General features: G+C 68.7%; 22 protein-coding genes. 11 read left to right on the top strand and 11 right to left on the bottom strand.

Going from position 1 to position 24,751, the window contains the following annotated elements; all coding sequences use genetic code 11:
• Window positions 1-15: 15 nt before the first annotated feature.
• Genes GH2_RS11870 through GH2_RS11855 form a run of 4 tightly spaced genes read right to left on the bottom strand, consistent with a single transcriptional unit; the run spans window position 16 to window position 3,349 of the window.
• Complete coding sequence (locus tag GH2_RS11870; protein WP_066168426.1) at window positions 16-912, bottom strand: amino acid ABC transporter permease; 897 nt, start codon at window positions 910-912, stop codon at window positions 16-18.
• A complete protein-coding gene (locus tag GH2_RS11865) occupies window positions 909-1,592 on the bottom strand; it encodes an amino acid ABC transporter permease (protein ID WP_066167834.1) in 684 nt (227 codons plus the stop codon). The genes GH2_RS11870 and GH2_RS11865 overlap by 4 nt, the downstream gene beginning before the upstream one ends.
• Window positions 1,593-2,606 carry a glutamate ABC transporter substrate-binding protein gene (locus GH2_RS11860; protein WP_066167830.1) on the bottom strand — a complete coding sequence of 338 codons (1,014 nt, stop codon included), beginning with the start codon at window positions 2,604-2,606 and terminating at the stop codon, window positions 1,593-1,595.
• Window positions 2,607-2,620: 14 nt separating this feature from the next.
• Window positions 2,621-3,349 carry an amino acid ABC transporter ATP-binding protein gene (locus GH2_RS11855; RefSeq protein ID WP_169802449.1) on the bottom strand — a complete coding sequence of 243 codons (729 nt, stop codon included), beginning with the start codon at window positions 3,347-3,349 and terminating at the stop codon, window positions 2,621-2,623.
• 88 nt (window positions 3,350-3,437) lie between these two features.
• Between GH2_RS11855 and miaB the strand changes: the two genes are divergently transcribed.
• Both miaB and GH2_RS11845 read left to right on the top strand, forming a co-directional pair.
• The gene (gene miaB / locus GH2_RS11850; protein ID WP_066167826.1) at window positions 3,438-4,979 is read left to right on the top strand and encodes a tRNA (N6-isopentenyl adenosine(37)-C2)-methylthiotransferase MiaB; all 1,542 of its coding nucleotides are present in this window, start codon (window positions 3,438-3,440) and stop codon (window positions 4,977-4,979) included.
• Entirely contained in the window at window positions 4,976-5,647 is a 672-nt protein-coding gene (locus GH2_RS11845; RefSeq protein WP_066167823.1) for an Rv2732c family membrane protein, read from the top strand. The genes miaB and GH2_RS11845 overlap by 4 nt, the downstream gene beginning before the upstream one ends.
• A gap of 42 nt (window positions 5,648-5,689) precedes the next feature.
• Here the strand turns inward: GH2_RS11845 and GH2_RS11840 are convergent, their stop codons facing one another.
• Complete coding sequence (locus tag GH2_RS11840; RefSeq protein WP_066167820.1) at window positions 5,690-7,045, bottom strand: DUF349 domain-containing protein; 1,356 nt, start codon at window positions 7,043-7,045, stop codon at window positions 5,690-5,692.
• Between the two features lie 150 nt (window positions 7,046-7,195).
• Between GH2_RS11840 and GH2_RS11835 the strand changes: the two genes are divergently transcribed.
• From GH2_RS11835 to hflX, 4 genes are read left to right on the top strand one after another with little or no spacing between them, the layout of a single operon-like run.
• The gene (locus GH2_RS11835; protein WP_084247457.1) at window positions 7,196-7,936 is read left to right on the top strand and encodes a class III extradiol ring-cleavage dioxygenase family protein; all 741 of its coding nucleotides are present in this window, start codon (window positions 7,196-7,198) and stop codon (window positions 7,934-7,936) included.
• Entirely contained in the window at window positions 7,933-8,838 is a 906-nt protein-coding gene (miaA, locus tag GH2_RS11830) for a tRNA (adenosine(37)-N6)-dimethylallyltransferase MiaA (protein WP_066168423.1), read from the top strand. Before GH2_RS11835 ends, miaA begins: the two co-directional genes overlap by 4 nt.
• Before the next feature lie 26 nt (window positions 8,839-8,864).
• Window positions 8,865-9,764 carry a diaminopimelate epimerase gene (gene dapF / locus GH2_RS11825; RefSeq protein WP_066167814.1) on the top strand — a complete coding sequence of 300 codons (900 nt, stop codon included), beginning with the start codon at window positions 8,865-8,867 and terminating at the stop codon, window positions 9,762-9,764.
• A 45-nt stretch (window positions 9,765-9,809) separates the two neighbouring features.
• A complete protein-coding gene (gene hflX, locus GH2_RS11820; RefSeq protein WP_066167811.1) occupies window positions 9,810-11,228 on the top strand; it encodes a GTPase HflX in 1,419 nt (472 codons plus the stop codon).
• Window positions 11,229-11,240: 12 nt separating this feature from the next.
• Here the strand turns inward: hflX and GH2_RS11815 are convergent, their stop codons facing one another.
• The 4 genes from GH2_RS11815 to GH2_RS11800 are packed head-to-tail and all read right to left on the bottom strand — an operon-like array spanning window position 11,241 to window position 15,372.
• Window positions 11,241-11,501 carry an HPr family phosphocarrier protein gene (locus tag GH2_RS11815; RefSeq protein ID WP_066167808.1) on the bottom strand — a complete coding sequence of 87 codons (261 nt, stop codon included), beginning with the start codon at window positions 11,499-11,501 and terminating at the stop codon, window positions 11,241-11,243.
• Window positions 11,502-11,561: 60 nt separating this feature from the next.
• Window positions 11,562-13,628 (bottom strand): PTS fructose transporter subunit IIABC, encoded by a 2,067-nt coding sequence (locus tag GH2_RS11810; RefSeq protein ID WP_066167804.1) that lies wholly within the window; start codon window positions 13,626-13,628, stop codon window positions 11,562-11,564.
• A 32-nt stretch (window positions 13,629-13,660) separates the two neighbouring features.
• Window positions 13,661-14,605 carry a 1-phosphofructokinase family hexose kinase gene (locus GH2_RS11805; protein WP_066167801.1) on the bottom strand — a complete coding sequence of 315 codons (945 nt, stop codon included), beginning with the start codon at window positions 14,603-14,605 and terminating at the stop codon, window positions 13,661-13,663.
• Window positions 14,602-15,372 (bottom strand): DeoR/GlpR family DNA-binding transcription regulator, encoded by a 771-nt coding sequence (locus GH2_RS11800; RefSeq protein ID WP_066167799.1) that lies wholly within the window; start codon window positions 15,370-15,372, stop codon window positions 14,602-14,604. The genes GH2_RS11805 and GH2_RS11800 overlap by 4 nt, the downstream gene beginning before the upstream one ends.
• A gap of 134 nt (window positions 15,373-15,506) precedes the next feature.
• Between GH2_RS11800 and GH2_RS11795 the strand changes: the two genes are divergently transcribed.
• Window positions 15,507-17,219, top strand: coding sequence for a phosphoenolpyruvate--protein phosphotransferase (locus tag GH2_RS11795; RefSeq protein ID WP_066167796.1), 1,713 nt, complete (start codon window positions 15,507-15,509; stop codon window positions 17,217-17,219).
• Window positions 17,220-17,234: 15 nt separating this feature from the next.
• Here the strand turns inward: GH2_RS11795 and lexA are convergent, their stop codons facing one another.
• Window positions 17,235-17,894, bottom strand: coding sequence for a transcriptional repressor LexA (gene lexA / locus GH2_RS11790; RefSeq protein WP_239588845.1), 660 nt, complete (start codon window positions 17,892-17,894; stop codon window positions 17,235-17,237).
• A gap of 183 nt (window positions 17,895-18,077) precedes the next feature.
• Between lexA and GH2_RS21995 the strand changes: the two genes are divergently transcribed.
• Both GH2_RS21995 and nrdR read left to right on the top strand, forming a co-directional pair.
• Entirely contained in the window at window positions 18,078-18,710 is a 633-nt protein-coding gene (locus GH2_RS21995) for a LysM peptidoglycan-binding domain-containing protein (protein WP_239588805.1), read from the top strand.
• A gap of 59 nt (window positions 18,711-18,769) precedes the next feature.
• Window positions 18,770-19,219 (top strand): transcriptional regulator NrdR, encoded by a 450-nt coding sequence (gene nrdR, locus GH2_RS11780; protein ID WP_066167790.1) that lies wholly within the window; start codon window positions 18,770-18,772, stop codon window positions 19,217-19,219.
• A 24-nt stretch (window positions 19,220-19,243) separates the two neighbouring features.
• Here nrdR and hrpA read toward each other — a convergent pair whose 3' ends face one another.
• Complete coding sequence (gene hrpA / locus GH2_RS11775; RefSeq protein ID WP_084247470.1) at window positions 19,244-22,981, bottom strand: ATP-dependent RNA helicase HrpA; 3,738 nt, start codon at window positions 22,979-22,981, stop codon at window positions 19,244-19,246.
• Between the two features lie 87 nt (window positions 22,982-23,068).
• Between hrpA and GH2_RS11770 the strand changes: the two genes are divergently transcribed.
• Together GH2_RS11770 and GH2_RS11765 are read left to right on the top strand one after the other, a co-directional pair.
• Window positions 23,069-23,491: an SRPBCC family protein gene (locus tag GH2_RS11770; protein WP_066168414.1), complete on the top strand. Its 423-nt coding sequence runs from the start codon at window positions 23,069-23,071 to the stop codon at window positions 23,489-23,491.
• 285 nt (window positions 23,492-23,776) lie between these two features.
• A complete protein-coding gene (locus tag GH2_RS11765; RefSeq protein WP_239588806.1) occupies window positions 23,777-24,751 on the top strand; it encodes a hydrogen peroxide-inducible genes activator in 975 nt (324 codons plus the stop codon).

Genomic DNA, 24,751 nt, shown 5'->3' with positions numbered 1-24,751 from the left:
CTGTCCGACTCAGCGTCAACCGATCTTGTTGAAGCCCGGAACGTTCTCCATGGTTTCGAGCTCGGCGACATCCGGATCCGAGGCGTTGGTCTTGCGTCGACCGCTGCGCAGACGTCGCTCCAGATAGTTCGCGAGGCCGGTCAGGCAGAAGTTGATGGCGATCATGATGACGGCGACCACGACCAGCGACGGCAGGTAGTTGCCCCAGTACGACGCCGAGACGATGCCCGAGCGGACCACCTCGATGTAGCCGAAGGCGTAGCCGAGCGCGCTGTCCTTCAGCGCGATCACCATCTGCGAGATCAGTGCGGGCAGCATCGCGGTGACGGCCTGCGGCAGCAGGATCATGCGCATCATCTGCGACTTGCGCAGGCCGATGGACTGTGCGGCCTCACTCTGACCGCGAGGCACGGCCTGGATGCCTGCGCGCAGGATCTCGGCGATCACCGAACCGTTGTACAGGGTGAGACCGAAGACGACGGCGGCGAACGAGAGCTGCGACGAGGGCACCACCGCGTACTTGGCGAACAGGAAGTACGCGAAGAACATCAGGATCAGGACCGGAATGGCCCGGAAGATCTCTACGATGAAGCCGCACACCACGCGCACCCACCGGTGGTCGGACAGGCGGCCGATGCCCAGGAGCGTGCCGACCACCAACGCGAGGATGATCGAGACGAACGCGGCCTTCAGCGTTCCCCACAGGCCGGGGAGCAGCCAGGTGTACCAGGTGCCCGCGACCGTGAACGGTGACCACTTGTCGGCGTCGAACTGCCCTTTGCCCGCGAGGACGGTGATGACATAGGCGATCACGGCGACGACGATCGCGACGAACACGATCGCCGTGATGAGATTGCGACGGCGTGCCCGGGGACCGGGAGCGTCGTAGAGGACTGTCGACTCGTCGCTCATCGCTTGACCGCCCATCGCTTGGCCGCCCAGCCGAAGAAGGCTCCTTCGGCGAGCGTGATGATCATGAATCCGACGGCGATGACCGCGAAGATCACCAGAATCTGGTCGCCGTGGGTCTCTAATTCGGACTTCATCAGGAGAGCAGCCTCGCCGACTCCGATGACCGATGCGATCGTGGTGTTCTTCGTGAGGGCGATCAGCACCGACCCGAGCGGTGCGATCACCGTGCGCAAGGCCTGCGGCAGCACGATCAACCGGAACACCTGGGGAAACGAGAGGCCGAGCGACCGCGCCGCCTCGGCCTGGCCGATCGGGACGGTGTTGAACCCGGCGCGCAGCGTCTCACAGACGAAGGTCGCGGTGTACAGGACGAAGCCGAGGATGGCGAGCCGGAAGTTGTTGGTCGCGAAGAAGTGATCGCTCTCCGGGGCTAGCGCCATGTCGAGATTCTGGTACAGACCCACCGAGCAGAACAGCACGATCAACGTGAGCGGGGTGTTGCGCACCACGTTGACGTACACGGTCGCGAATCCGCGCATCACCGGCACGGGCGAGACCTTCATCGCGGCGAGCAGAACTCCCCAGATCAGTGCGCCGATCGCGGAGAAGAAGGTCAGCTGGATCGTCAACCAGAAGGCGGGCCACAGCGCAGGCCCCATACTCTCCCACAGTGTGGACATCTAGGAAGCTCCTTCGCAGGGGGTGCCGGGCGCGGTGAGGAAGTCGAGGTCGCCCACGGTCGGAAGCAGGGTGAACGTGGAGTCCGGCGCGTCGGCGCGCGCGATCCAGTCGTCGATGACGGCGTCGCCCAGCCACTTGCGCAGCTGGGTGCTCCACGGCGACGCGGCGGCGCCGGGCGGGGTCGCGAGCATCGCCGTGATCGCGTCGTTCACCGCCGACACGGCCCGCGGATAGTTCTGCGCCATGCCGATGCCGTAACGCTCCGTGGAGAAGGGCTGCCCCTTCTTCTTCAGCGAGTCTTTGACGCACGCCTGTTTCGGGTAGGTCATCGAGACCAGCTTGAACTCACCCGGGTACCGATTGGCGTAGCCGGCGAGGATCGTCTCGTCGGTGGTGAGGGCGTCGACCTTGCTGCGTCGCAGTGCCTCCACGCACGAGGAGTAGGAGTCGTATTCCTGCAACTGCACGCCGGACAGCTGCGCCTTGACGTTCTGCGCGGACGTCGAGCCGCTCACCGAGCAGAGCTTCTTGCCGTTGTTCAGGTCGGTCAGCGAGGTGAGCGAGGTGTCGTCGGCGCGGACCAGCAGGCCCTGGTAGGTGACCAGGTAGGGCCCCGCGAAGGAGACCTTCTTCGAGCGCGCCTCGTTGATCGAGTAGGTGGCCGCGATCATGTCGACCTCGCCGTTGCCGATCAACGTCTCGCGTTGCGCAGACGGTGTCTCGCGCCAACTGATCTCGGGATGGGCCACCCCGAGCTCGTCGGCGATGTGATTGACGACGAACTCCGAGACCGAGGCGTCGAAGCCGACGACGGACCCGTCGGGCTGCTGCTGTCCCATGCCGGGTTGGTCGTACTTGGTTCCGAGGACCACGTGCCCGCTCTTGATGGAGTCGAGGAGGTTGCGCGGTTCGGAGCTGCCGCAGCCCGCGAGCAGTGCGGCGAGCACGGTCACGGCGGCGCCGAGCGCCAGGAGTCGCCGCCGGCGCAGGGGCCGAGTGCGGGGTGTTCGCAAGGGCAACACGGTGGTCAGCCTCCCAGGATCTTCGACAGGAAGTCTTTGGCGCGGTCGGATTTCGGTGCCGTGAAGAAGCTCTCCGGGTCGGTGTCCTCGACGATCTGGCCGTCGGCCATGAAGATCACTCGATCGGCGGCCTTGCGGGCGAAGCCCATCTCGTGAGTCACCACGACCATCGTCATGCCCTCCTTGGCGAGGGAGACCATCACGTCCAGCACCTCGGAGACCATCTCGGGGTCGAGCGCCGACGTCGGCTCGTCGAAGAGCAGGACCTTCGGCGACATCGCGAGAGAGCGCGCGATCGCGACGCGCTGCTGCTGACCGCCGGACAACTGCGCCGGGTACTTGTCGCGTTGCGTGCCCACTCCCACGCGGTCCAGGAGTTCACCGGCCCGCTTCTCGGCGTCGGCCTTCGCGGTCTTCCGGACGCGAATCGGCCCGAGGGTGACGTTCTCCAGGATGGTCTTGTGGGCGAACAGGTTGAACGATTGGAAGACCATGCCGACATCGGCGCGGAGACTCGCGAGGTCGCGCCCCTCGTCGGGGAGCAGCGTGCCTTCGATCCGGATCTCGCCGCTGTCGATCGGCTCGAGTCGGTTGATCGTGCGGCACAGCGTCGACTTGCCGGAGCCGGAGGGGCCAAGCACCACCACCACCTGCCCGCGGGGGATTTCCAAGTCGATATCGCGAAGTACATGAAGTTCGCCGTAGTGCTTCTGGACGTTCCTCATGGAGATCATGGGTGTGACGTTCGTGTCGGCCATGGGTACAACGTAGTAGCCCACAGTGTGACGTGGGCGGATTTGCGTCGGCACGTAATCTTAGAGTGTGAGTGTTGAGGTCCACAGCCATCAGACGGACGAGGAGGGTGCGCCCGTCGCTCGCTCCTACTCGGTTCGTACCTACGGCTGCCAGATGAATGTCCATGACTCCGAACGGATTGCGGGGTTGCTGGAGGACGCGGGATACGTCGCGGCCGACGGCGACGACGCGGATCTGGTCGTTTTCAACACCTGTGCGGTCCGCGAGAACGCCGATAACAAGCTCTACGGGAACCTGTCGCATCTGGCACCGGTGAAGCAGGCGCGTCCCGGTATGCAGATCGCCGTCGGCGGCTGCCTCGCGCAGAAGGACAAGGACGTCGTCCGTCAGCGCGCACCGTGGGTCGACGTCGTGTTCGGCACGCACAACATCGGTTCGCTGCCGGTCCTCCTCGAACGTGCTCGCCACAACCAGGAGGCGCAGGTCGAGATCCTCGACTCGCTGGAGCGATTCCCGTCGACGCTGCCCGCCCGCCGCGACTCGGCGTACTCGGGCTGGGTGTCGGTGTCCGTCGGATGCAACAACACCTGCACCTTCTGCATCGTGCCGTCGTTGCGGGGCAAGGAAGTCGATCGCCGACCGGGCGATGTGCTCGCCGAAGTCCAGGCGCTCGTCGACCAGGGTGTGCTGGAGGTGACCCTGCTCGGCCAGAACGTGAACGCGTACGGCATGTCGTTCGCGGACCCGGACACACCGCGGAACCGCGGCGCGTTCGCCGAACTGTTGCGCGCCTGCGGCGCCATCGACGGCCTGGAGCGGGTGCGGTTCACCTCGCCGCACCCCGCGGAGTTCACCGACGACGTGATCGAGGCGATGGCGCAGACGCCCAACATCTGCCCGCAACTGCACATGCCGCTGCAGTCCGGCTCGGACCGGGTGCTGCGCGCGATGCGCCGCAGCTATCGACAGTCCAAGTTCCTGGGCATCGTCGACCGGGTGCGCGCGGCGATGCCGCACGCCGCGATCACCACCGACATCATCGTCGGATTCCCCGGCGAGACCGAAGAGGACTTCGCCGAGACCCTCGCGGTGGTGGAGAAGGCGCGTTTCTCCAGCGCCTTCACCTTCCAGTACTCGCCGCGCCCGGGAACCCCGGCGGCGACGATGCCGGACCAGGTGCCGCCGGAGGTGGTCACCGAGCGCTACCAGCGCCTGATCGCCCTGCAGGAGCGGGTGTGCCTGGAAGCGAACACCGAACTCGTCGGCAGCGAGGCCGAACTCCTGGTCTCTGCGGGAGAGGGCCGGAAGAACTCGGAGACCGGTCGCCTGACCGGACGCGCTCGCGACGGCCGCCTCGTGCATTTCCGCGGCGCTCCCGAGATCCGACCCGGTGACATCGTCACCGTCGCGATCACCGACGCCGCACCGCACCATCTCATCGCCGACGCCGGAGTGCTCACCCACCGACGCACCCGCGCAGGCGATGCGCACGAGGCGGGCACCGTGCCCACCACGCCACCGGTCGGCGTGGGCCTCGGCATGCCGACCATCGGAGCACAAGCAGTCGCCGAACCGATCAGCGCCTGCGGAACTGGAGGCTGTTCATGAGCAAGAACGACGTCGGAACCTTCAACGAATACGAGAAGGAACTCCGCAAGGCCGAGAAGAAGGTGTCGGGGGAGATCGATCCGGGTGCGCGCGCCCTCGTCGTCGCCGTCGGCGTGCTGCTCGCCATGGTGTCGCTGGTGCTTCCGCATGCGGGCGATGCGACGGGCCTCGACGTCCTCACCATGTCCGACAAGGCGGATGCGGAGACCATCAAACTGCCGTCGACGATCTTCGTCTACCTGCTGGTGATCTTCGCGATCGGCTTCTCCGGCCTCGCGCTCGTCACCCGTCGCTGGGTGCTGGCACTGATCGCCTTGGCGGGCACCAGCGTTGCCTCGGTCGCCGGACTGCTGGCCCTCTGGACGCGCAACACCGTCGGCGTGCACGACAACGTGGCGCCGGCCGGTGCCGGGATCGGTCTGTTCCTCGGCTGGTTCGTCGCGATGGTGCTGGTCTTCCACTGGGGACGCGTGGTCTGGGACCGCAGCGCCTACCACCTGCAGATCGCTGAAGATCGACGGGCGGAGGCGGCGAGCCGTGAAGCCTTCGGCATGTCGCTGCAGCGTCCGGTCGCCCCCGGGCAGCGCAGCGCGAAGCCGACCGACGACACCCAGACGGATTCAGCCCAGACGGATTCAGCCCAGTCGACGGACAAGCCGTCGAACTGAGCTGAGTCAGGTCGAACTGCGTCAGACCGCGCCGACCGACCGCTACCGGTCGGTCAGCGCGGAGTGGGCCGCGGTGGCCCACTCGCGCCACTGTGCGGCCTGCTGGCGAAGGTCTGCGGCGTCGCGGTCCTTGCCGGAGTCCTGCGCCTTTTGCGCCTGCTCCTCGAGCTTGTCGGCCCGTTCGGTGAACTGCGCGGCCCGTGCCTGAGCCTCGGGATCGGTGCGCGCCCAGTCGGCGTCCTCCTCTTCCCGCAGCCTCTTCTCGAGCGCGCGGACGCGGCCCTCCAGCTTGCTCATCTGCTCGCGCGGAACCTTGCCGATCTCGTCCCACTGTTCGCGGAACGTCCGGAACTCGCGGCGGGCGGCATCGAGATCGTTCGCCGGGTCGATGCTGCGCTCGGCGGCGTCGAGCAGCGCGATCTTGGCCTTCGCATTCTCGGCGAACTCGGCGTCGCGTTCGGAGTGCACGGCGTTGCGCGCCTGAAAGAATACGTCCTGGGCGGCCTTGAACCGCACCCACAGCGCTTCGTCGGAATCCCGCGGCGCGCGGCCTGCGGCCTTCCACTCCGCGAGCAGATCGCGGAACTTTCCCGCGGTGACACCCCAGTCGGTGGAGTCCGACAACGCTTCGGCCTCGGCGATCAACTCCTCCTTGCGCGCCTTGGCCCCTGCCCGTTCGCGGTCCAATTCGGCGAAGTGAGCGCCCCGCCGACGGTTGAAGGCGTCGCGCGCCTTGGAGTATCGGCGCCACAGAGCGTCGTCGGTCTTGCGGTCGATGCCCTTGACTGTCTTCCACTCCTCGAGGATGGCCCGCAGCCGGTCACCGCCCGACTTCCACGAGGTGCTCTCCGAACCGATCTTTTCGGCCTCGGCCGCCAACTCCTCTTTCCGGCCGATCGCCGAGGTGCGGGCGGATTCGCGTTCCTCGCGGACTTCTTGCGCGACGTCGTCGGCGCCCGCGACGATTGCCGTCAGCCGCGCGGAGAGGCTGTCGACGTCGCCGAGTACCTGCGCATCGGGCAGCAGCGCCAGCAGGTGGGCCGCAGACGTCTGCGTCTTCTTCGGATCGCCGGACCGAGCCGTCAGCCGTTCTTCGAGGATCTCCACCTCGGTCGCGAGATCGGCGAACTTGCGGGAGAAGTGGGCAAGGCCCTCCTCGACCGTGCCCGCCTGCCAGGACCCGATCTGCCGTTCGCCGTCTGCGGTCTTGAGCCAGACTGCGCCGTCGGCATCGATGCGGCCGAACGCGTGCGGGTCGCCGATGGGGACGGGGTGAACGGGAACGGCCGGAGTGGGGCCCCCTGCCGCCGGATGGGGGCCGGGTCGCGGGCCCGGTCGCGGGCCGGGCTTGGGTCCGGGCTTGGGAGCGGAAGCGTTCTTCTCGGTCGGATTGGTCATGCCTGTTCCTCTGATCTGTCTTCGCCGCGCGGCACGGCTGCCCATCACTACGTGCTTCATTCAAGCAGGGACGGTGACCGTCATGGGCCGGGCATGCGACATTCACCCCGGGAGATCGGGTTTCGCTCGCCTGCCGGTACCGTCGATGCCGTGCTTGCCGTGGTTGTGATAGTTCCGAGTGCGCCCCTCCTGGTCCCCGAACTGGCTGGTCCCGATGCTGCAGACACCGATGCGGTCCGTGCGGCGGTTCACGCCGCCACCGAGCGGTCCGGTCGCCGCGCGCGCCGGTGGCTGGCGATCGGCGCCGCCGACGTCGGCGGACAGGCCATCGATCCCGGGGGCTACCGCCGCACCGGTGATTTCGGCGCGTACGGCGTTCCAGTGCCGGTCTCGCTCGGCGCGGGCGATGCGGGCCGGACGCCGCTGCCGCTCTCGATGCTGATCGCCGGCTGGGTCAACGGACTCACCGAGCCGCTCAGCGACGTCACGCCGATCGTCGTCGATCCGACGGCGACGCCCGAGCAGTGCCGGGCCGTCGGCGAGACGCTCGCCGCGGACATCGCCGACACCGCGGAACCGGTCGGCGTGCTGGTGGTGGCCGACGGCGCGAACGCGCTGACCGCGTCCGCGCCGGGCGGCGGCGAGCGGGTGACGGCGGTGGCGCTGCAGGAGCGGATCGACGCCGCGCTCGCGCACGCCGACGTGCCGGCGTTGAGGGCGCTGACTGCTGAGGAGTGCACCGCTGACGGCGCCGGGGGCCGCCCGGCGTGGCAGGTGCTGGCCGGCCTGTGCGACGGGACCGACCTGACCTCGACCGTCGACTACGCGGGGGCGCCGTTCGGGGTCGGGTACACGGTCGCGGTGTGGACGCCGACCGGGGCCGGCGCATGACGACGCCGGTCGCGGTCATCGGACCGACGGCGAGCGGCAAATCCGATCTCGCGCTGGACCTCGCCGAACGACTGGGTGGCGAGATCGTCAACGTCGACGCCATGCAGCAGTACCGCGGGATGGACATCGGCACGGCCAAGCTGCCCGTCGCCGAGCGGCGCGGCATCCCGCACCACCGACTCGACGTCCTCGACGTCACCGAGACCGCGACCGTCGCCGGATACCAGGTCGCCGCGACGCGCGACATCGAGGCGCTGCTCGCGGCGGGGCGGACACCGGTGATCGTCGGTGGATCGATGATGTACATCCAGGGCCTGCTCGACGACTGGGAGTTCCCGGCCACCGATCCCGCGGTCCGCGCCCGATACGAGGCGATGCTCGCTGAGATCGGCCCCCTGGCTCTGCATGCGAGGCTGGCGGAGGTCGACGCGGCTGCCGCGGCCACGATCCTGGACTCGGACGGCCGACGGATCGTCCGCGCGCTGGAAGTCGTGGAGATCACCGGACGACCGTTCGCCGCGTCGGCGCCGAGGATCGGGGAGCCGCGCTGGGGCACCCGCATCCTGACGCTGGACCGCGACCGCGAAGAACTCGACGAGCGGATTCGGGTGCGCACCGCCGCCATGTTCGCCTCGGGGCTCGTGGACGAGGTCGTCGCACTGTGTGATCGCGGACTGCGCGACGGACGGACGGCGTCCCGGGCCATCGGTTACGCGCAGGTGCTCGCGTTCCTCGACGGCGAATACGACGTGGCGCAGGCGCAGGAGCGGACCTTCTTCGGAACCCGCCGCTACGTCCGCAGACAGCGATCGTGGTTCCGCCGCGACCCGCGGGCGATCTGGCTCGACGCCGCCGCCGACCGCCTGCTGGACCGTGCGCTCGAGGCGCTCGACGAGAGCTGACCGCACCGCACGCGTAACCTGGCCGGGTGACTACACTTCCGGCGCTGACCTACGTGAAGGGCCACGGCACGCAGAACGACTTCGTCATCCTGCCCGACCCGTACGCCCAGATCGAATTGACCGCCGACCTCACCGCCGCCCTGTGCGACCGCCAGCGCGGCCTCGGCGCCGACGGTGTCCTTCGGGTCGCCACCGCGGGTGCCCTCGTCGCCGAAGGGGTGCTGGAGCGCCTGCCCGACGGCGTCTCCGGCGTGGACTGGTTCATGGACTATCGCAATGCCGACGGCTCGATCGCCGAGATGTGCGGAAACGGCGTCCGCGTGTTCGCCCACTTCTGTCGGAGCGCCGACCTGGTCGACACCGACCGGTTCACCGTCGGTTCACGGGCGGGCGGCCGGCCCGTGACGATCCATCACGCCGACGGTGTGGACGCCGACGTGAGCGTCGACATGGGACAGGTCCGGCGCGGCGGCGAGTCGTCGGTGGACATCGCCGGGACGCGACTGACGGGCGAGGTGATCGACGTCGGCAACCCGCACCTGGCCTGCGTGGTGGACGGACTGACGGCTGCGGGCCTCGCCGAGCTCGACCTCACCGCGACGCCGGAGCTGGACGCCGCCGTGTTTCCGCACGGCGCGAACATCGAGATCGTCACGCCGGTGGTTCCGACCGCCGTCGACGGCGTCGACTTTCACGCCGCGATGCGCGTCTACGAACGCGGCGTCGGCGAGACTCGATCGTGCGGCACCGGACTGGTGGCCGCCGCGGCTGCGGGCCTGTCCCGGGCGGGTCGCAGCGAGGGCGTCGTGGCCCTCTCAGTGCCGGGCGGCGACGTCGTCGTCGGCGTCTCCGACGGCGAGGCGATCCTGCGGGGACCGTCGCGACTGGTGGCGCGCGGCGAGCTCCTCCCGGGGTGGGCGCGGTAATCGGAGTGCGCTTCCGGTGCCGATCGGGGCACAATGGTCAGGCATATGACTGAATTGACCAACGAACCAGTATCCGTATCGTCGATCCCGACCACGGGCGAACTCCAGCTCGACGAGCGAGCATCGCTGCGCCGCGTCGTCGGACTGTCGACCGAACTCCAAGACATCACCGAGGTCGAGAATCGACAGCTCCGCCTGGAACAGGTGGTTCTCGTCGGCGTCTGGACCTCCGGAAGCGCGGCCGCCGCCGACGCCAGCATGGCCGAATTGGCGGCACTCGCCGAGACCGCGGGATCCCAGGTGCTCGACGCGCTGATCCAACGTCGCAGCAAACCCGACCCCGCTACGTACATCGGCTCGGGCAAGGCCGATGAACTGCGGGAGGCGGTGATCGCCAGCGGCGCCGACACGGTGATCTGCGACGGTGAACTGACCCCGGCGCAGCTGACGGCTCTGGAGAAGGTCGTCAAGGTGAAGGTCATCGACCGCACGGCCCTGATCCTCGACATCTTCGCCCAGCACGCCACGTCGCGCGAGGGCAAGGCCCAGGTGGCGCTGGCGCAGATGGAGTACATGCTGCCCCGCCTGCGCGGTTGGGGCGAGTCGATGTCGCGCCAGGCGGGCGGTCGTGCGGGCAGCAACGGCGGCGTAGGTCTGCGCGGACCCGGTGAGACGAAGATCGAGACCGACCGCAGGCGGATCCGCGAGCGGATGGCCAAGATCCGCAAGGAGATCCGCGGCATGAAGACCGCCCGCACGGTGAAACGTGCGGCACGGCGCCGGGGAAGCGTCCCGGGACTGACCGTGGTGGGCTACACCAACGCGGGCAAGTCCAGCCTGGTGAACGCGATGACCGGCGCCGGCGTCCTGGTGCAGGACGCGCTCTTCGCGACACTGGATCCGACGACCCGCCGCGCCGAGCTCGCCGACGGCCACGAAGTGGTCTTCACCGACACCGTCGGCTTCGTGCGGCATCTGCCGACGCAGCTGGTCGAGGCGTTCCGATCCACGCTGGAAGAAGCGGTCGAAGCAGACCTGCTGGTCCACGTGGTGGACGGGTCGGATCCGTTTCCCGGAAACCAGATCTCTGCGGTGCGGCAGGTCCTGGGCGACGTCCTCGCCGAGGAGAAGCTGCCTGCGCCGCCGGAGATGCTGGTCATCAACAAGATCGACGCTGTCGACGGCATCACCATGGCGGCGCTGCGTGCCGAGTACCCGGATGCGCAGTTCGTGTCGGCACGTACGGGGGAGGGCCTCGACGGGCTCTTCGACGCCATCACCGCGTTCTTGGCGCGCGACGACGTGGACGCGGTGCTGCAGGTGCCGTTCGCGCGCGGCGACGTGATCGCCCGACTGCACGAGCAGGCTCACGTGCTGGACACCGAACACAACGCCGAAGGCACCCGCCTTCGAGTGCGGATGCCTTCGGGGTTGGCCGCCCAGCTGGGCGACTTGGCGGTCTGACGCCGGACGGGACTACTCGGCGTCGAGGTCCTTGGCGACCAATGCTGCGATCTGATCCACCGCGGCCTGGTCGTCGCTCTCGACGGTGACCGAGGCGCCCTTCTCGGCGCCCAGCGTCATGATCATCAGCGCGCTGCCGGCGTCGACCGGCTCGCCGCCGTCGACGGCGAGGGTGACCGGGACGCCGAGCGCGGTCGCGGCCTCGGAGATGACGGTGGCCGGGCGGGCGTGCAGTCCGACGGCGGATCCGACGGTGACGATGGTGCTGGGCATGGTGCGCCTTTCGTACAGGGTGCTGGTGTGCTGGTTGATCAGGTTACGTGGTGCCTGTGGTTACGCGGTGCTGGGTTCGAGCTCCCTTGTGCTGGGCTTGAACTGCTTCGCGGTCAGAACGGCGATCGCGGAGACGACCGTACCCGCCACGATAGCGATCAAGAACTTCCACCAGGTGCCGTTCATCGCGAACAGGACGAAGATGCCGCCGTGCGGGGCGCGGAGCTGGACGCTCATCGCCATCGACAGGGCGCCGGTCACGGCGCCGCCCAGCATCATCGACGGGATCACGCGCAGCGGGTCGGCGGCGGCGAACGGGATGGCGCCCTCGGAGATGAAGGATGCGCCGAGGAGCCAGGCGGCCTTGCCGTTCTCGCGTTCCGGTTCGGTGAACGACGACGGGCGCAGCGCGGTGGCGAGCGCCAGGGCCAGCGGCGGCACCATGCCTGCGGCCATGACGGCCGCCATGATCTCCCACTGCGGGACGCCTGCGCCGGCCAGGCCGAGTCCGGCGACACCGAAGGCGTAGGCGGCCTTGTTGACCGGACCGCCCAGGTCGAAGCACATCATCAGGCCGATCACGATGCCGAGGATGATCTTCGAACTGCCGGACATCGAGTTCAGCTGATTCTCGAGTTCGGTGTTGACCCACGACAGCGGGCGGGCCAGGAGAGCGAACATCACGAAGCCGGTGATCAGCGTGGCGACGAGCGGGATGATCACCACCGGTTGCAGTCCGCGCGCCCACTGCGGGAGGGGGAGCCGTGACAACCACAGGGCGACGACGCCCGCGAGCAGACCGCCGACCAGTCCGCCGATGAATCCGGAGCCGACGGCGACGGCGATCAGACCCGCGGTGAAGCCGGGCGCGAGACCGGGGCGGTCCGCGATCGCGTACGCGATGTACCCGGCCAGGACGGCGACCATGAGACCGATCGCCAGGTTGCCGACGGCGAAGCTCAGTGCTCCGAGATACTGCAACAGTCCGCCGGGCGGCAGTTCCCAGAGGCTGTTGTGCAGGGCGTAGTACGTCGCATCGGACGTGCCCTCCTCGACGGTGCTGTTGGCGATCTCGTAGCCGCCGAGCAGGAATCCGAGGGCCATCAGCAGACCGCCCGCAGCCACGAACGGGATCATGTAGCTGACGCCGGTCAGCAGCGCCTGTTTCAGCTGTCCGCCGATGCCGACGCTCGACGCCGCCGACGCGTCGGCCGCAGCGTTGGCGTCGCCGGTGACGGTGGCGGCGTGCGGATCACGGCCGGCCGCCACGGCTTCGGCGATCATCGCGTCGGGCTCGTTGATCGCGCGTTTGACACCCGACGCGACCACTGCCTTGCCGACGAAGCGATCCCGGTTCTTGACACCGACGTCGGTGGCGAAGATGACGGCGTCGGCCTCCGCGATGGTCGTCGGCGAGAACGGGGTGGAGCCGGTGGAGCCCTGGGTCTCCACCTCGAAGTCGACGTCGGCACGCTCGGCCGCGAGCTTCAAGGCGTCGGCGGCCATGTACGTGTGCGCGATGCCGGTCGGACAGGCCGTGATCGCGATGATCTTCGGCTTCGCCGCGGTACCGGCATCAGTCGGGGCGTCGGCGGCGGTGCCTGCCTCGGCTGCCGGTGCCGGTGCCGGTGCCGGGGACGGTGCGGCCGCCGGGGTCGCAGCGGGCGCCTTCTTGTCGGCGGTCACGTCGAGGACCAGGTCGACGATCGACTGGGCGTTCGGCGCGTCGCGCAGGGCCTGCACGAACTCCGGCCGCACCAGTGCGCGCGCCAGCGAGCTCAGCACCTTCATGTGCTCGCTCGCGGCTCCCGCGGGCGCGGCGATCAGGAAGACGATGTCGGCGGGCCCGTCGGGGCCACCGAAGTCCGCCTTACGGGCCAGACGAGCCATCGCGAGCGAGGCGGTGGTCACCGACTCCGCCCGCGCGTGCGGGATGGCGATGCCGCCGGGCAGCCCGGTCGGGGACTTCTTCTCGCGTTCGAGTGCTGCCGCAGCCAACTCGGACGCGTCGGTCGTACGACCGGCCGCCGAGACCAACTCGGCGAGGGTCCCGATGACGGAGTCGGCGTCGGGGCCGGCGTCGCCGTCGAGCAGGACCAGCTCGGGGGTGATGATCGGTTGGGACATGGTGGTGCCTTCGGGTCGGGGCGGGTGGGCGATCAGGAGATGCGGGTGACGGTGACGCCGGCCTCATCGAGGAGGTCGGGGGTCGGCGGTGTCGTTCCGGGCAGCGAGGCCGCCGCGGAACCGTGCGCGACAGCGCTGCGCAGCAGGCTCTCGGCGGATGCGTTGCGAACATGGGCGATCAGGTAGCCGGCCAGCGAGGAATCACCCGCGCCGACGGTGCTGCGGACGGTGACGGCGGGCGCCGTCGCGAACCAGGTGCCGTCGGCCGTGGTCAGCAGCGCACCGGCGCCGCCGAGGGTGGTGAGGACGGAGCCGCCGGTCTCGGTGGCGAGAGTGCGTGCGGCCGCGGCCGTCGCGCCTGGATCGCCCGCGGCGGCGGCGGACTCCATGGCGTCCGCGTCGCCGCCGACGATCTCGGCGAGTTCGTGCGCGTTCGGCTTCAGCAGAGCTGCGGGGGTCTGAGCGACGGCCAGGAGCGGGGCGCCCGAGGTGTCGACGGCGATACGACACCGGCCACCGAGTTCCCGGACCAGGTCGGCGTACCAGTCGTCGGGCAGGCCCGGCGGCAGCGACCCGCACAGGGCCAGCCAGTCGGCGGTCTCGGCGCGCGCCACGATGAGGCTCCGCAGCTGCGCTGCGGCCGCCTCGTTGAGCGCGGCGCCGGACTCGTTGATCTTCGTCGTGGTCCCGTCGGCCTCGGTGATGGTGATATTGGTACGGACCAGGTCGTCGACGGAGACCGCCTGGTTCGGCAACGCGACGGCGTGCAGGGTCTCGAGGAACGGATCATCGCGCCGAGCGGGCAGCAGCGCGACGGTCTGCTCGCCTGCCGCGTGGACGACGCGGGCGACGTTGACGCCTTTGCCGCCAGGCTGGTCGACGACCCGCGACGCACGGTGAACGGCGCCGCGGTCGAGCGTCCCGGGCAGCTCGATGGTCCGGTCGGTGCTGGGATTGGCGGTGACAGTTGCGATCATGCGATCACCACCTCGATCTGGTGGTCGCGCAGTTCGTCGGCGAAGGCGGCGTCGATGCCGTCGTCGGTGACGAGGACGTCGATGTCTGCCAGGGTTCCGAAGCTCACGAGTTCCTCTCGATTGATCTTGAACGAGTCGGCGAGCACCACGGTGGTGGTGCAGGCGGCGATCATGGCGCGTTTGGTGGCGGCTTCGTCCGAGTCGGGCGTCGACAGGCCGTGTGCGATGGACAGCGCGTTGGTGCCGAGGAAGCCGACCGAGGCGCGGACCCGCGACAGCATGGCGATGGCCTCGGCGCCGACCGCGGCACCGGTCTTGGGGCGGAGCCGGCCGCCGGTGAGGAGCACCGTCGACCCGGGGAGATCGGCGACGATGCCACCGATCTGGACGCTGTTGGTGATGTAGGTCAGGCGCGTGTCGCCGTGAATGGCGAGCGCGAGTTGAAGCGTGGTGGTGCCCGCGTCGATGAGGACGGAGCCGCCGTCGGCGGGCAGGAGCGCGGCGCCGGCCGCCCCGATGGCCGCCTTCTCTGCGCGGCGCGTCTCTTCGCGGACGATCAGGTCGGGCTCGTCGATCACCGCTGCCACGTCCTGCCGGACGGCCCCGCCGTGGACGCGCACCAGGTGGCCGTTGCGCTGCAGGATCACCAGGTCGCGGCGGACCGTCTCGCCGGTCACCGCGAAGCGGGCCGCGAGGTCGGTCACCGAGACGCGGCCACGGGTCCGGACCTCGTTCGCGATGGCGGACTGGCGTTCCTCCGCGTACATCGGGCCTCCTCGTGGGCGAGAGTGTTCATCCGACCGAAACCCGGATGTTGTTTTAGTTGGAATTGATTTGATCTCTATCTGTGTTTACATGGGTCCGTGTTGACGAGTCAAGAGGTTCTTGTAATCTGTCTCACATGATCCAGGTGACTTCCGACTTGCAGCCCGACAATCCGTTCGCAGCGCAGACCCTCGTCTCTGGCACCCCCGTCGTCGGGGGACTCGCCTACGGACCGGTGATCCGTCCCGGGAGGCGTCCGAGCTTCGATGGCATCGATGCCACGCCGATCGCGGAGGACCTTCGCGAAGCGGAGATGGAACGTTTCACGGCCGCGGCCGCGACGGTTGGCGATCGACTGGCGGACCGGGCGTCGCACAGCACCGGCGTCGCCGCCGAAGTCCTCACGGCCACAGCCGGACTCGCGCGCGACCGCGGGTGGGCGTCGGCCGCAGGCAAGTCGATCAAGGACGGGGTTCCGGCACCGCTGGCCGCCATCGCCGCGACGGACCAGTTCGTCGAGATGTTCACCAAACTCGGCGGTCTGATGGCCGAGCGCGTGACGGACCTCAAGGACGTTCGCGACCGCGTGGTGGCCGAGCTTCTCGGTCTGCCGGAACCGGGCATCCCGAACCCCGACGTGCCGTCGATTCTGTTGGCCGACGACCTGGCGCCCGCCGACACGGCCGGACTCGATCCGGCGCGGGTCATCGGTCTGGGCATGCGCCTGGGCGGCCCCAGCAGCCACACGGCGATCATCGCTCGTCAGCTGGCGATCCCGTGCGTCGTCGCGGCCGCCGATCTCGATGCGATCCCCGACGGTTCACTCGGCTACGTCGACGGTGACCGGGGCATTGTCGGCTCGGAGCCGGATGCGGACGCGATCGCCGCCGCGGTGGACGAGGCTCGGGCGAAGGCGGCTGAGATCGCCGCCTGGCAGGGGCCGGGGCGGACGAGCGACGGACACGAGGTCTTGATTCTGGCGAATGTCGCGGACGGCGTCTCGGCGCGGGAGGGCGCCAAGGCTCCGGTGCAGGGAGTCGGTCTGTTCCGTACTGAACTCGCGTTCCTCGATCGGGCCACCGAGCCGACGATCGACGAGCAGGTGTCACTGTACCGCGAGGTGATCGATGCGTTCCCCGGGCAGAAGGTCGTGATCCGCACCCTGGACGCGGGCTCGGACAAGCCGCTGAAGTTCGTCACCCATCCCGACGAGGCGAACCCGGCGATGGGCGTGCGGGGCAATCGGATCGCGCAGACCTTCCCGGACGTCCGGAACCATCAGCTCGACGCGCTCGCGGAGGCTGCGCAGGGCGAGAACCGGGCGACGCCGTGGGTGATGGCGCCGATGATCGCCACCGTGGACGAGGCCCGCGAGTTCGCCGGCGAGATTCGCCGCCGCGGACTGATTCCGGGCGTCATGGTCGAGGTTCCGTCGGCGGCGATCATGGCGGACGCGATCCTCGCGGAGGTCGACTTCGTCTCTATCGGAACCAACGACCTCACGCAGTACACGATGGCCGCGGACCGCATGTCGCCCGAACTCGCGACCTTGACCGATCCGTGGCAACCCGCGGTGCTCGCGCTCATCGAACGCGTGGGCCAGGCGGGGCAGCGACAGGGCAAGCAAGTCGGCGTGTGCGGCGAGGCCGCCGCCGATCCGCTGCTCGCCTGCGTGCTCGTCGGTCTCGGCGTCACATCGCTCTCGTCGGCGCCCGCCGCCTCGGCGGCGGTCGGTCTGCGCCTGAGCGGGGTGACTCTCGACCAGTGTCGTGCCGCGGGCGCCGCAGCGGTCGCCGCGTCCGATCCGGCGGCCGCGCGGGAGGCCGCCCGCGCGGCACTGGAGGGGTAGCGCCTCCGGGCGAACTCAGATTCGCCGCATCACGGTGACGACCTTGCCCAGTATGGCGGCGTCGTCACCGGGGATGGGGTCGAAGTGCTCGTTGTGCGGCATGAGCCACACGTGGCCGTCCGTCCGCTTGAACGTCTTCACAGTGGCTTCGCCGTCGATCATGGCCGCGACGATGTCGCCGTTGTCGGCAACGTTCTGCTGCCGTACCACCACCCAGTCTCCGTCGCAGATCGCGGCGTCGACCATCGACTCGCCGACCACGCGCAGCATGAACAGCGATCCTTCGCCCACCAATTCGCGTGGCATGGGGAAGACTTCCTCGACCGCCTGTTCGGCGAGAATCGGTCCGCCGGCGGCGATCCGGCCGAGGACCGGCACGAACGTCGGGGTCGGCAGGGCGTCTCCGTCGACGCCGGTACCGCCTGCAGGCGGCGTGCGCTGCTCGTCGCGCACATTCACCGCGCGCGGCCGATGCGGATCGCGCTTCAGGAGCCCGCGTCGTTCCAGCGTCCGCAACTGATGTGCGACGGACGAGGTTGAGGTGAGTCCGACCGCCTCGCCGATCTCGCGGATGCTCGGCGGGTAGCCGCGCTCGCGGACCGACTTGCGGATGACGTCGAGCACGTCGCGCTGGCGCTGGGTGAGCGACGCCTCGAGCGTGGCAGTCGAGAGCATCGGATCGGGCGTGTCAGTCACCGGTGTGGCCTTTCGTCAACTGTGTTCGATCGATGACTCGAGGCTAGTTGAGTAGATCACAAAACTCAAACAATTGTTCGATGCGTGTCGGCGTTTGTCGGACCCGTGGTGTTAACTGTCGAACAAGAGTTCTTCGAACATCCGATCGAACGGAGACGAGCGATGAGTATCACCGCCACCGCACCAGGAATCACCGATGCCGGGCGGGTCCGCCGCAGCGCGGATGCCCGCCCGAGTGTGCCCGGGTATCCGTCCAGAATGGCCATGACCTGCGACCTTCCGGTCGTCGACCGCGATCGTGTCGAGCGGTCAGACGGCCGGCCGGTTCGGGATGTGTGCCGACCGACCGGACGCTCGGAGAGCGGGCGTGGTGCGCGGCGCGTGGCCGACCGGCCGGACCGCCGCCGTTCGACCGTCATCCGTTCGGACGACCAGAACATCCGGGAGCGGTCGGTCCGGCCGCAGTCCGTCCAGCATCGGACCGTCCCGGATCAGTTCCCCCGATCGTTCGAACATCGGTGGGTGGGCGCACTGGTCGTCGGTGGCCTGCTGGCCGCCATGGTGTGGGTGGTGATGATCGTGGGCGTCGGCGAGCGGGAGACCGCGTCAGCGCAGACTCCGGCGGCGACGTCGGTGGTCTACGTCCGCGCGGGGGAGTCGCTCACCGCGCTCGCTCACCGGATCGCGCCGGAGTTGCCGGCAGCCGGTGTCATCGCTCAGGTCAGGAAGTTGAACGGTCTGGAAACCTCGGGTCTGACCATCGGCCAGGCGTTGATCGTGCCGGACTATCGGTAGCACCGGCTTCACGACTCCTCACGTCAGGAGGGTGAGTGCGCGCCAGGTATTCTCGTTCCATGCGCTGCCCGTTCTGCAAGAACGACGACACCCGAGTGGTCGATTCCCGAGTCACCGACGACGGCCAGGCGATTCGTCGCCGGCGGTCCTGCAATGAGTGCGGTCGGCGATTCAGCACGGTGGAGTCCGCGGTGCTGTCCGTGGTCAAGCGCACCGGGATCACCGAGCCGTTCAGCCGCGAGAAGGTGATGAAAGGCGTGCGTCGGGCGTGCCAGGGCAGGCACGTCGACGAAGACGCCTTGGCGATGCTCGCCTCGAAGGTCGAAGACACCGTCCGCTCCTCGGGATCCGCGGAGATCCCGAGCAACGAAGTGGCGTTGGCGATCCTGGGCCCGTTGCGCGACCTCGACGAGGTCGCGTACCTGCGTTTCGCCTCGGTGTATCGCTCCTTCGAGTCGGCGGACGACTTTCAGCGCGAGATCGACGAGCTCCGCCGCGATCGCCGCTGACCGCGGCGCCCTCGGCGACGCTCGTCAGAACTTGTCGATGGCCTTGACGATGCGCTGCTCGGACACCGATCCGCTGGTGCCCAACTGTTGGGCGAACAGACTCACGCGCAGTTCCTCCAGCCGCCACTGCACCATCTCCGCGAGCGCGGCGTGCCGTGCTTCCGGCAGCTGTGCTTCCCGGCGGTTCCAGGCCGCGACCACCCGATCGATCGATGCCAACGCCTCGTTGTCGCGTCGGCCCGCCGAGGCCAACCCCTCCAACCGCATGCGGGCCGCCGTCAGATAGCGCGGCAACGACTGCAGGTGCTGCAGCGGGGTCATGCCGATGAATCCGTCGAAGATCAGATTGGACGTCTGATCGGCGACGTCATCGGCGGCAAGGGTTCCGCTGTGCGCGTCGATCGCCCGTCGGACCGGTGCATACTCTGCGAGCGCGGCGACCGCGGCGTCGAAGTACTCCGGGGCTCGGGAACGGACGACGGGGGCGACGCGCGCAGACAGGTCGGCGAAATCGGTCGGCGACCGCAACTGCGCCACGGTCTTCTCCGCGGCCAGCACGTCGGTGATGGCGCGTGCCGTGCAGTCCGCCAACAGAGCGTCGACGTCTCGGTACGGATTCTGGCTCAGCGACAGCTTGGCCGCCGGCGGCAACGAGGTCGCGAGCCGTCGACTCGGGGGCGCAATGGACTGGCGCAGGAGTGCTGCGGCAGCCGATCGGATCCCCGCGTCGCGTTCGGCCGTCGACGCGGCGACGGCGACCCGGACACCCTTTCCCGGCACCACGGCCAGTGTCGGATACCGGGTGATCTGCTGCTGCGCGACCGTTGCCGTCTCCGCGTCGGCGAGGGTGCCGATTCCGTCGGCGGACCAGGTGTGGTGGACGGGGGTCGAGTCGGCGGGAGAGCCATCACCCTCGAGGTCCGTTCGAATCGCCGACAGATGGTCGCCGCGGGCGATGATCGCACCCTTCGCATCGGTGACGGCGAAGTGCATGCGCAGGTGTGTCGCCACCGTGTCGGGACGGAAGTCACGCGCGGTGAGCGTGACGCCCGAGATCGCCGACAGCTCCCGCGCCAGACCGGTCAGCAGCGGCTCAGCGCGCGCTGTCAAGCGGGTCAGCGCCAGGTCGGCGTACCGCGATGCGGGTGACATGGACTTGCGCAGTCCCTTCGGCAGCGACTTGATCAATGCGGTCGCCAACTCCTCGCGCATGCCGGGGACCAGCCAGTCGAAGCCGCTGTCTCGAATGTGTTTGAGCAGTGGCCGCGGCACGATGACGGTGACACCGTCGTCCGGGGCGCCGGGCTCGAAATGGTAGCGCAGTTCCAGTCGGGTCTCGCCCTGCTGCCAGGCGGCCGGGAAGTCGGCGGCCGACGGGGTGTCGTCGGCGAGAAACTCGTCGGGCCGGAGGTTCAACAGGGTGGGGTCGGTGCGCCCGGCCTTCTTCCACCACGAGTCGAAGTGCCGAGTGGAGACGACGTTCGCGGGCACGCGGGCCGCATAGAACTCGAACAGGTCGTCGTCGGAGATCCGCAGATTGCGTCGCCGCGCGCGCTGCTCGGTCTCTTCGGCTTCCCGGATCAGGTCGGCGTTGTGCTTGGTGAACGCGTGTCGGTTGCGCCAGCGTCCGGCGACGAGTGCCTCCTGAATGAAGATCTCCCGCGCCGTCTTGGGATCGATCGGTCCATAGTTGACGCGGCGCTGCGCCACCAGCGGCACCCCGTACAGGCTGACCTTCTCGTGGGCCATGACCGCGCCGCGTCGGGTGGACCAGTGCGGCTCCGAGTACGTCCGAGTGACCAGATCTCCGGCGATCTCCTCGACCCACAGCGGATCGACCGACGCGACCGTGTGGGCGAACAGGCGGGAGGTCTCCACGAGTTCGGAGGTGACGACGAACGCCGGGGGTTTGTTGGCGAGGAACGAGCCCGGGAAGATCGAGAACTTGGTGCCGCGGGTGCCGAGGAACTCCCGGGTGTCGCCGATCTTCGCACCGACATTGGTGAGCAGGCCGGTCAGGACGCTGCGATGCACGGCGGCCGCGTCGACCTCGGTGGACGGCGTCTGCCAGCGCAGGTCCCGCACGGTGCGCGTCAGTTGCCGGTGCAGATCCGTCCACTCGCGAATACGCAGATAGTGCAGGAACTCCCGCTCGCACAGTCGGCGGAACTGATTGCCGGACAGCTCGTCTCGCTTCTCGGCGAGGTACTGCCACAGCTTCACCTGGCCGAGGAACTCCGATCCGGGAACCGCGTGCCTGCGGTGCGCCGCGGTCGCGGCCTCCCGCTTGTCGGTCGGGAACTCCCGGACGTCGGGGAGCGCCAGCGCGGCGGCGATCACCAGCATGTGGTCCAGGCAGCCGTTGTCGTGGCCTGCCACGAGCATGCGGCCCAGGCGCGGGTCCACCGGGAGCCGTGCCAATTCTCTGCCGACCTTGGTGAGGCGCGCGGTCGCGGAATCGGTGTCGGTGACGGCGCCCAACTCCGACAGCAGGGTCATCCCGTCGCGGATGGCGCGTTGGTCCGGCGGCTGCACGAACGGGAAGTCGGTCACGTCGCCCAGGCGGAGCGACAGCATCGACAGAATCACCGCGGCGAGGTTGCTCCGAAGGATCTCGGGGTCGGTGTACTCCGGCCGGGCGTCGAAGTCGTCCTCGGAGTACAGCCGAATGCAGATGCCGGGCGCCACACGACCGCAGCGGCCGGCCCGCTGGCGTGCGCTGGCCTGCGACACGCGTTCGATCGGCAGCCGGGTCACCTTGGTGCGGGTGGAGTAGCGCGAGATGCGGGCGGTCCCCGAGTCGATCACGTAACGGATGCCCGGCACCGTCAACGAGGTCTCCGCGACGTTGGTGGCCAGGACGATCCGGCGTCCGTTCGATGGTGCGAAGACACGCTGCTGTTCGGCCACTGACAGGCGTGCGAACAGGGGAACGATGTCGGCGTCGGAGCGGCGTCGGAGTGCGTCCGCGGTATCGCGGATGTCCCGTTCGGTCGGCAGGAACACCAGGATGTCGCCGCGGCCCTGCGACCACAATTCGCCGACAGCGGCGTCGATCGCAGCGATCTGATCGAGGTCGTCGTGATCGGAGTCGTCGGTCTCTCGTGGCCGGTAGCGGATCTCGACGGGGTAGGTGCGTCCGGAGACCTCGAGGATCGGGACGGTCGCGTCGGCCTGCGCGAAGTGTTTGGCGAAGCGGTCGGGCTCGATGGTGGCCGAGGTGATGATGACCTTCAGGTCGGGCCGGCGGGGAAGCAGCCGCTTGAGATAGCCGAGCAGGAAGTCGATGTTCAGGCTGCGCTCGTGGGCCTCGTCGATGATGATCGCGTCGTAGCCGCGGAGCGAGGGATCGCGTCCGATCTCGCGCAGCAGGATGCCGTCGGTCATCACCTTGATGCGGGTGTCGGCGCCGGCCTTGTCGGAGAACCGGACCTGATATCCGACAGCGTCGCCGATCTCGGTGCCGAGCTCGTCGGCGATGCGCTTGGCGACAGACGTCGCCGCGATGCGGCGCGGCTGTGTGTGTCCGATCGCGGTCCGGCCGAGTTCGAGGCAGATCTTCGGCAGCTGCGTGGTCTTGCCCGATCCGGTCTCACCGGCGATCACCACGACCTGGTGCTCGGCGATGGCGGCCGCGATCTCGTCGCGGCAGGCGCTGACGGGAAGTTCTGGCGGGTAGGAGATGGTGAGGGTCGAGCTCGGCCCGCCAGGGGATGTCGGCACAGCGGGGCCCGGCCCGGCCGTGGAGATCGGTTCAGACATGGTGACAGCGATTCTACTTCTGCGAGAGAATGCACCGATGACCCTCCACCTCACCACGGTTCTGGAACCCGTCGGCCCGGCCACCGCATCGTCGCGGCGCCGCGCGCGGCGATCTTCGACCTCATCGCCGATCCTGCGAGGCAGCCGGAGTGGGACGCCAACGACAACCTGGCGAGCGCCGACCCGGGACAACGGGTTCGCGCCATCGGCGACGTCTTCACCATGCGGCTCACCAGATCGGGCGCGGTGCGCGAGAACCGCGTCGTCGAGTTCGACGAGGGGCGGCTGATCGCCTGGAACCCCGCCGAGGTCGGCGGCACACCGCCCGGTCACCTGTGGCGCTGGCAGCTGTCCGACGTCGACGGCGGCACGCGCGTCGTCCACACCTACGACTGGACCGCGTTGACCGATCCGCATCGAGTCGTGCGAGCGCGGTCGACGACCGCCGACAAGCTGGCCGCGTCGATCGATCGGTTGGCCGCACTCGTGGAAACGGACGCGCGTCGTTAAATCGATTGCCGAGCGTGGACGGCACGCGTAGCGTTCGAGATGAGACAAGGGAAGGAGGTGGTCCGAGGATGATTTCATTCAGGACACAGGAGGTGGCCGCCGTCTGACTGACAGATTCTGTCAGGCGACGGTCGCCCCACCTGAAGTAGCGGCAGGCCCCGGGATCGGTGACGTTCACCGTTCGGGGCCTGTTCGCGTTCCTCTGGGCTGCAGAGTCTGTGCGGCTCGTCCTCTGCGGGAGCCTGCCACTTCATTGTCCCCGAACGATAATGAAAAGTAAACCCGATGTCACGGGGTATATTGATAGGTGTGAATGATCAAAGCTATCAACCGCCGATCACTGCGTTGCGCGCCTTCGTCGCGGTCGCCAAGCATCTTCACTTCGGTTCCGCAGCGGCCGAGCTCGGCGTCAGTCAGCCCTCGTTGTCGCAGGCCCTGGCCGGCCTCGAGGCCGGACTCGGACTGAAACTCGTCGAACGCACCACCCGGCGCGTGATGTTGACGGCGGAAGGGCGTCGACTGCTCGGCTCGGCGATCGCGGCGTGCGACGCCGTCGACGACTTCCTGCTCGACGCCGCGGGTGATCTCGACCCGCTGTCGGGCACCATGCGTCTGGGGCTGATCCCGACCATCGCGCCGTACATTCTCCCGCGGGTGCTCCGAGGCCTCGGCGACCATCGGCCGGGCCTGGACCTGCTCGTCGTCGAGGACCAGACCGAACGGCTCCTCGGGCAATTGAGGGAAGGGGCGCTCGATGCCGCGATTCTGGCGCTGCCCGCGAGCGCGCCCGGCATCGGGGAGATTCCGATGTACACCGAAGACTTCGTTCTCGCTCTCCCGCAAGGACATCCGCTCGCCGACAAGAAGCGGCTCTCGCCCAAGCTCCTCAACGACCTGCCGCTGCTGCTGCTCGACGAGGGGCACTGTCTGCGCGATCAGGCGCTCGAGGTCTGTCAGCTGGCCGGGGTGTCGCCGGATGTCCGACAGACGCGCGCGGCATCGCTGACGACGGCCGTCCAGTGCGTGGAAGGCGGCCTCGGCGTGACCCTGATCCCGCAGACCGCGGTCGCCGTCGAGACGGCATCGGGGGAGTTGGCGACGGCGCAGTTCGCTCGCCCCCGGCCCGGGCGTCGGATCGGGCTGGTCTATCGCGAGTCGTCGGGGCGCGGCGACGCCTATCGCGAACTGGCGGCCGAGATCGCCGAACTGGTCGAGAAGAGCGGCGCCGTCGAGTTGACCGGTCAGATCGTCGTCGACTGA

It is taken from the genome of Gordonia hydrophobica NBRC 16057 (assembly GCF_001592365.1).
Taxonomy (GTDB): Bacteria; Actinomycetota; Actinomycetes; order Mycobacteriales; family Mycobacteriaceae; genus Gordonia; species Gordonia hydrophobica.
This window is presented reverse-complemented; position numbering and strand designations above follow the sequence as displayed.

Coding starts and splice junctions, on each gene's coding strand:
- GH2_RS11870 (WP_066168426.1), bottom strand. CDS start 912: ATGAGCGACGAGTCGACAGTCCTCTACGACGCTCCCGGTCCCCGGGCA.
- GH2_RS11865 (WP_066167834.1), bottom strand. CDS start 1,592: ATGTCCACACTGTGGGAGAGTATGGGGCCTGCGCTGTGGCCCGCCTTC.
- GH2_RS11855 (WP_169802449.1), bottom strand. CDS start 3,349: ATGATCTCCATGAGGAACGTCCAGAAGCACTACGGCGAACTTCATGTA.
- GH2_RS11845 (WP_066167823.1), top strand. CDS start 4,976: ATGAGCAAGAACGACGTCGGAACCTTCAACGAATACGAGAAGGAACTC.
- GH2_RS11840 (WP_066167820.1), bottom strand. CDS start 7,045: ATGACCAATCCGACCGAGAAGAACGCTTCCGCTCCCAAGCCCGGACCC.
- miaA (WP_066168423.1), top strand. CDS start 7,933: ATGACGACGCCGGTCGCGGTCATCGGACCGACGGCGAGCGGCAAATCC.
- hflX (WP_066167811.1), top strand. CDS start 9,810: ATGACTGAATTGACCAACGAACCAGTATCCGTATCGTCGATCCCGACC.
- GH2_RS11815 (WP_066167808.1), bottom strand. CDS start 11,501: ATGCCCAGCACCATCGTCACCGTCGGATCCGCCGTCGGACTGCACGCC.
- GH2_RS11810 (WP_066167804.1), bottom strand. CDS start 13,628: ATGTCCCAACCGATCATCACCCCCGAGCTGGTCCTGCTCGACGGCGAC.
- GH2_RS11805 (WP_066167801.1), bottom strand. CDS start 14,605: ATGATCGCAACTGTCACCGCCAATCCCAGCACCGACCGGACCATCGAG.
- GH2_RS11800 (WP_066167799.1), bottom strand. CDS start 15,372: ATGTACGCGGAGGAACGCCAGTCCGCCATCGCGAACGAGGTCCGGACC.
- GH2_RS11795 (WP_066167796.1), top strand. CDS start 15,507: ATGATCCAGGTGACTTCCGACTTGCAGCCCGACAATCCGTTCGCAGCG.
- lexA (WP_239588845.1), bottom strand. CDS start 17,894: ATGCTCTCGACTGCCACGCTCGAGGCGTCGCTCACCCAGCGCCAGCGC.
- GH2_RS21995 (WP_239588805.1), top strand. CDS start 18,078: ATGAGTATCACCGCCACCGCACCAGGAATCACCGATGCCGGGCGGGTC.
- nrdR (WP_066167790.1), top strand. CDS start 18,770: ATGCGCTGCCCGTTCTGCAAGAACGACGACACCCGAGTGGTCGATTCC.
- hrpA (WP_084247470.1), bottom strand. CDS start 22,981: ATGTCTGAACCGATCTCCACGGCCGGGCCGGGCCCCGCTGTGCCGACA.
- GH2_RS11765 (WP_239588806.1), top strand. CDS start 23,777: ATGTCACGGGGTATATTGATAGGTGTGAATGATCAAAGCTATCAACCG.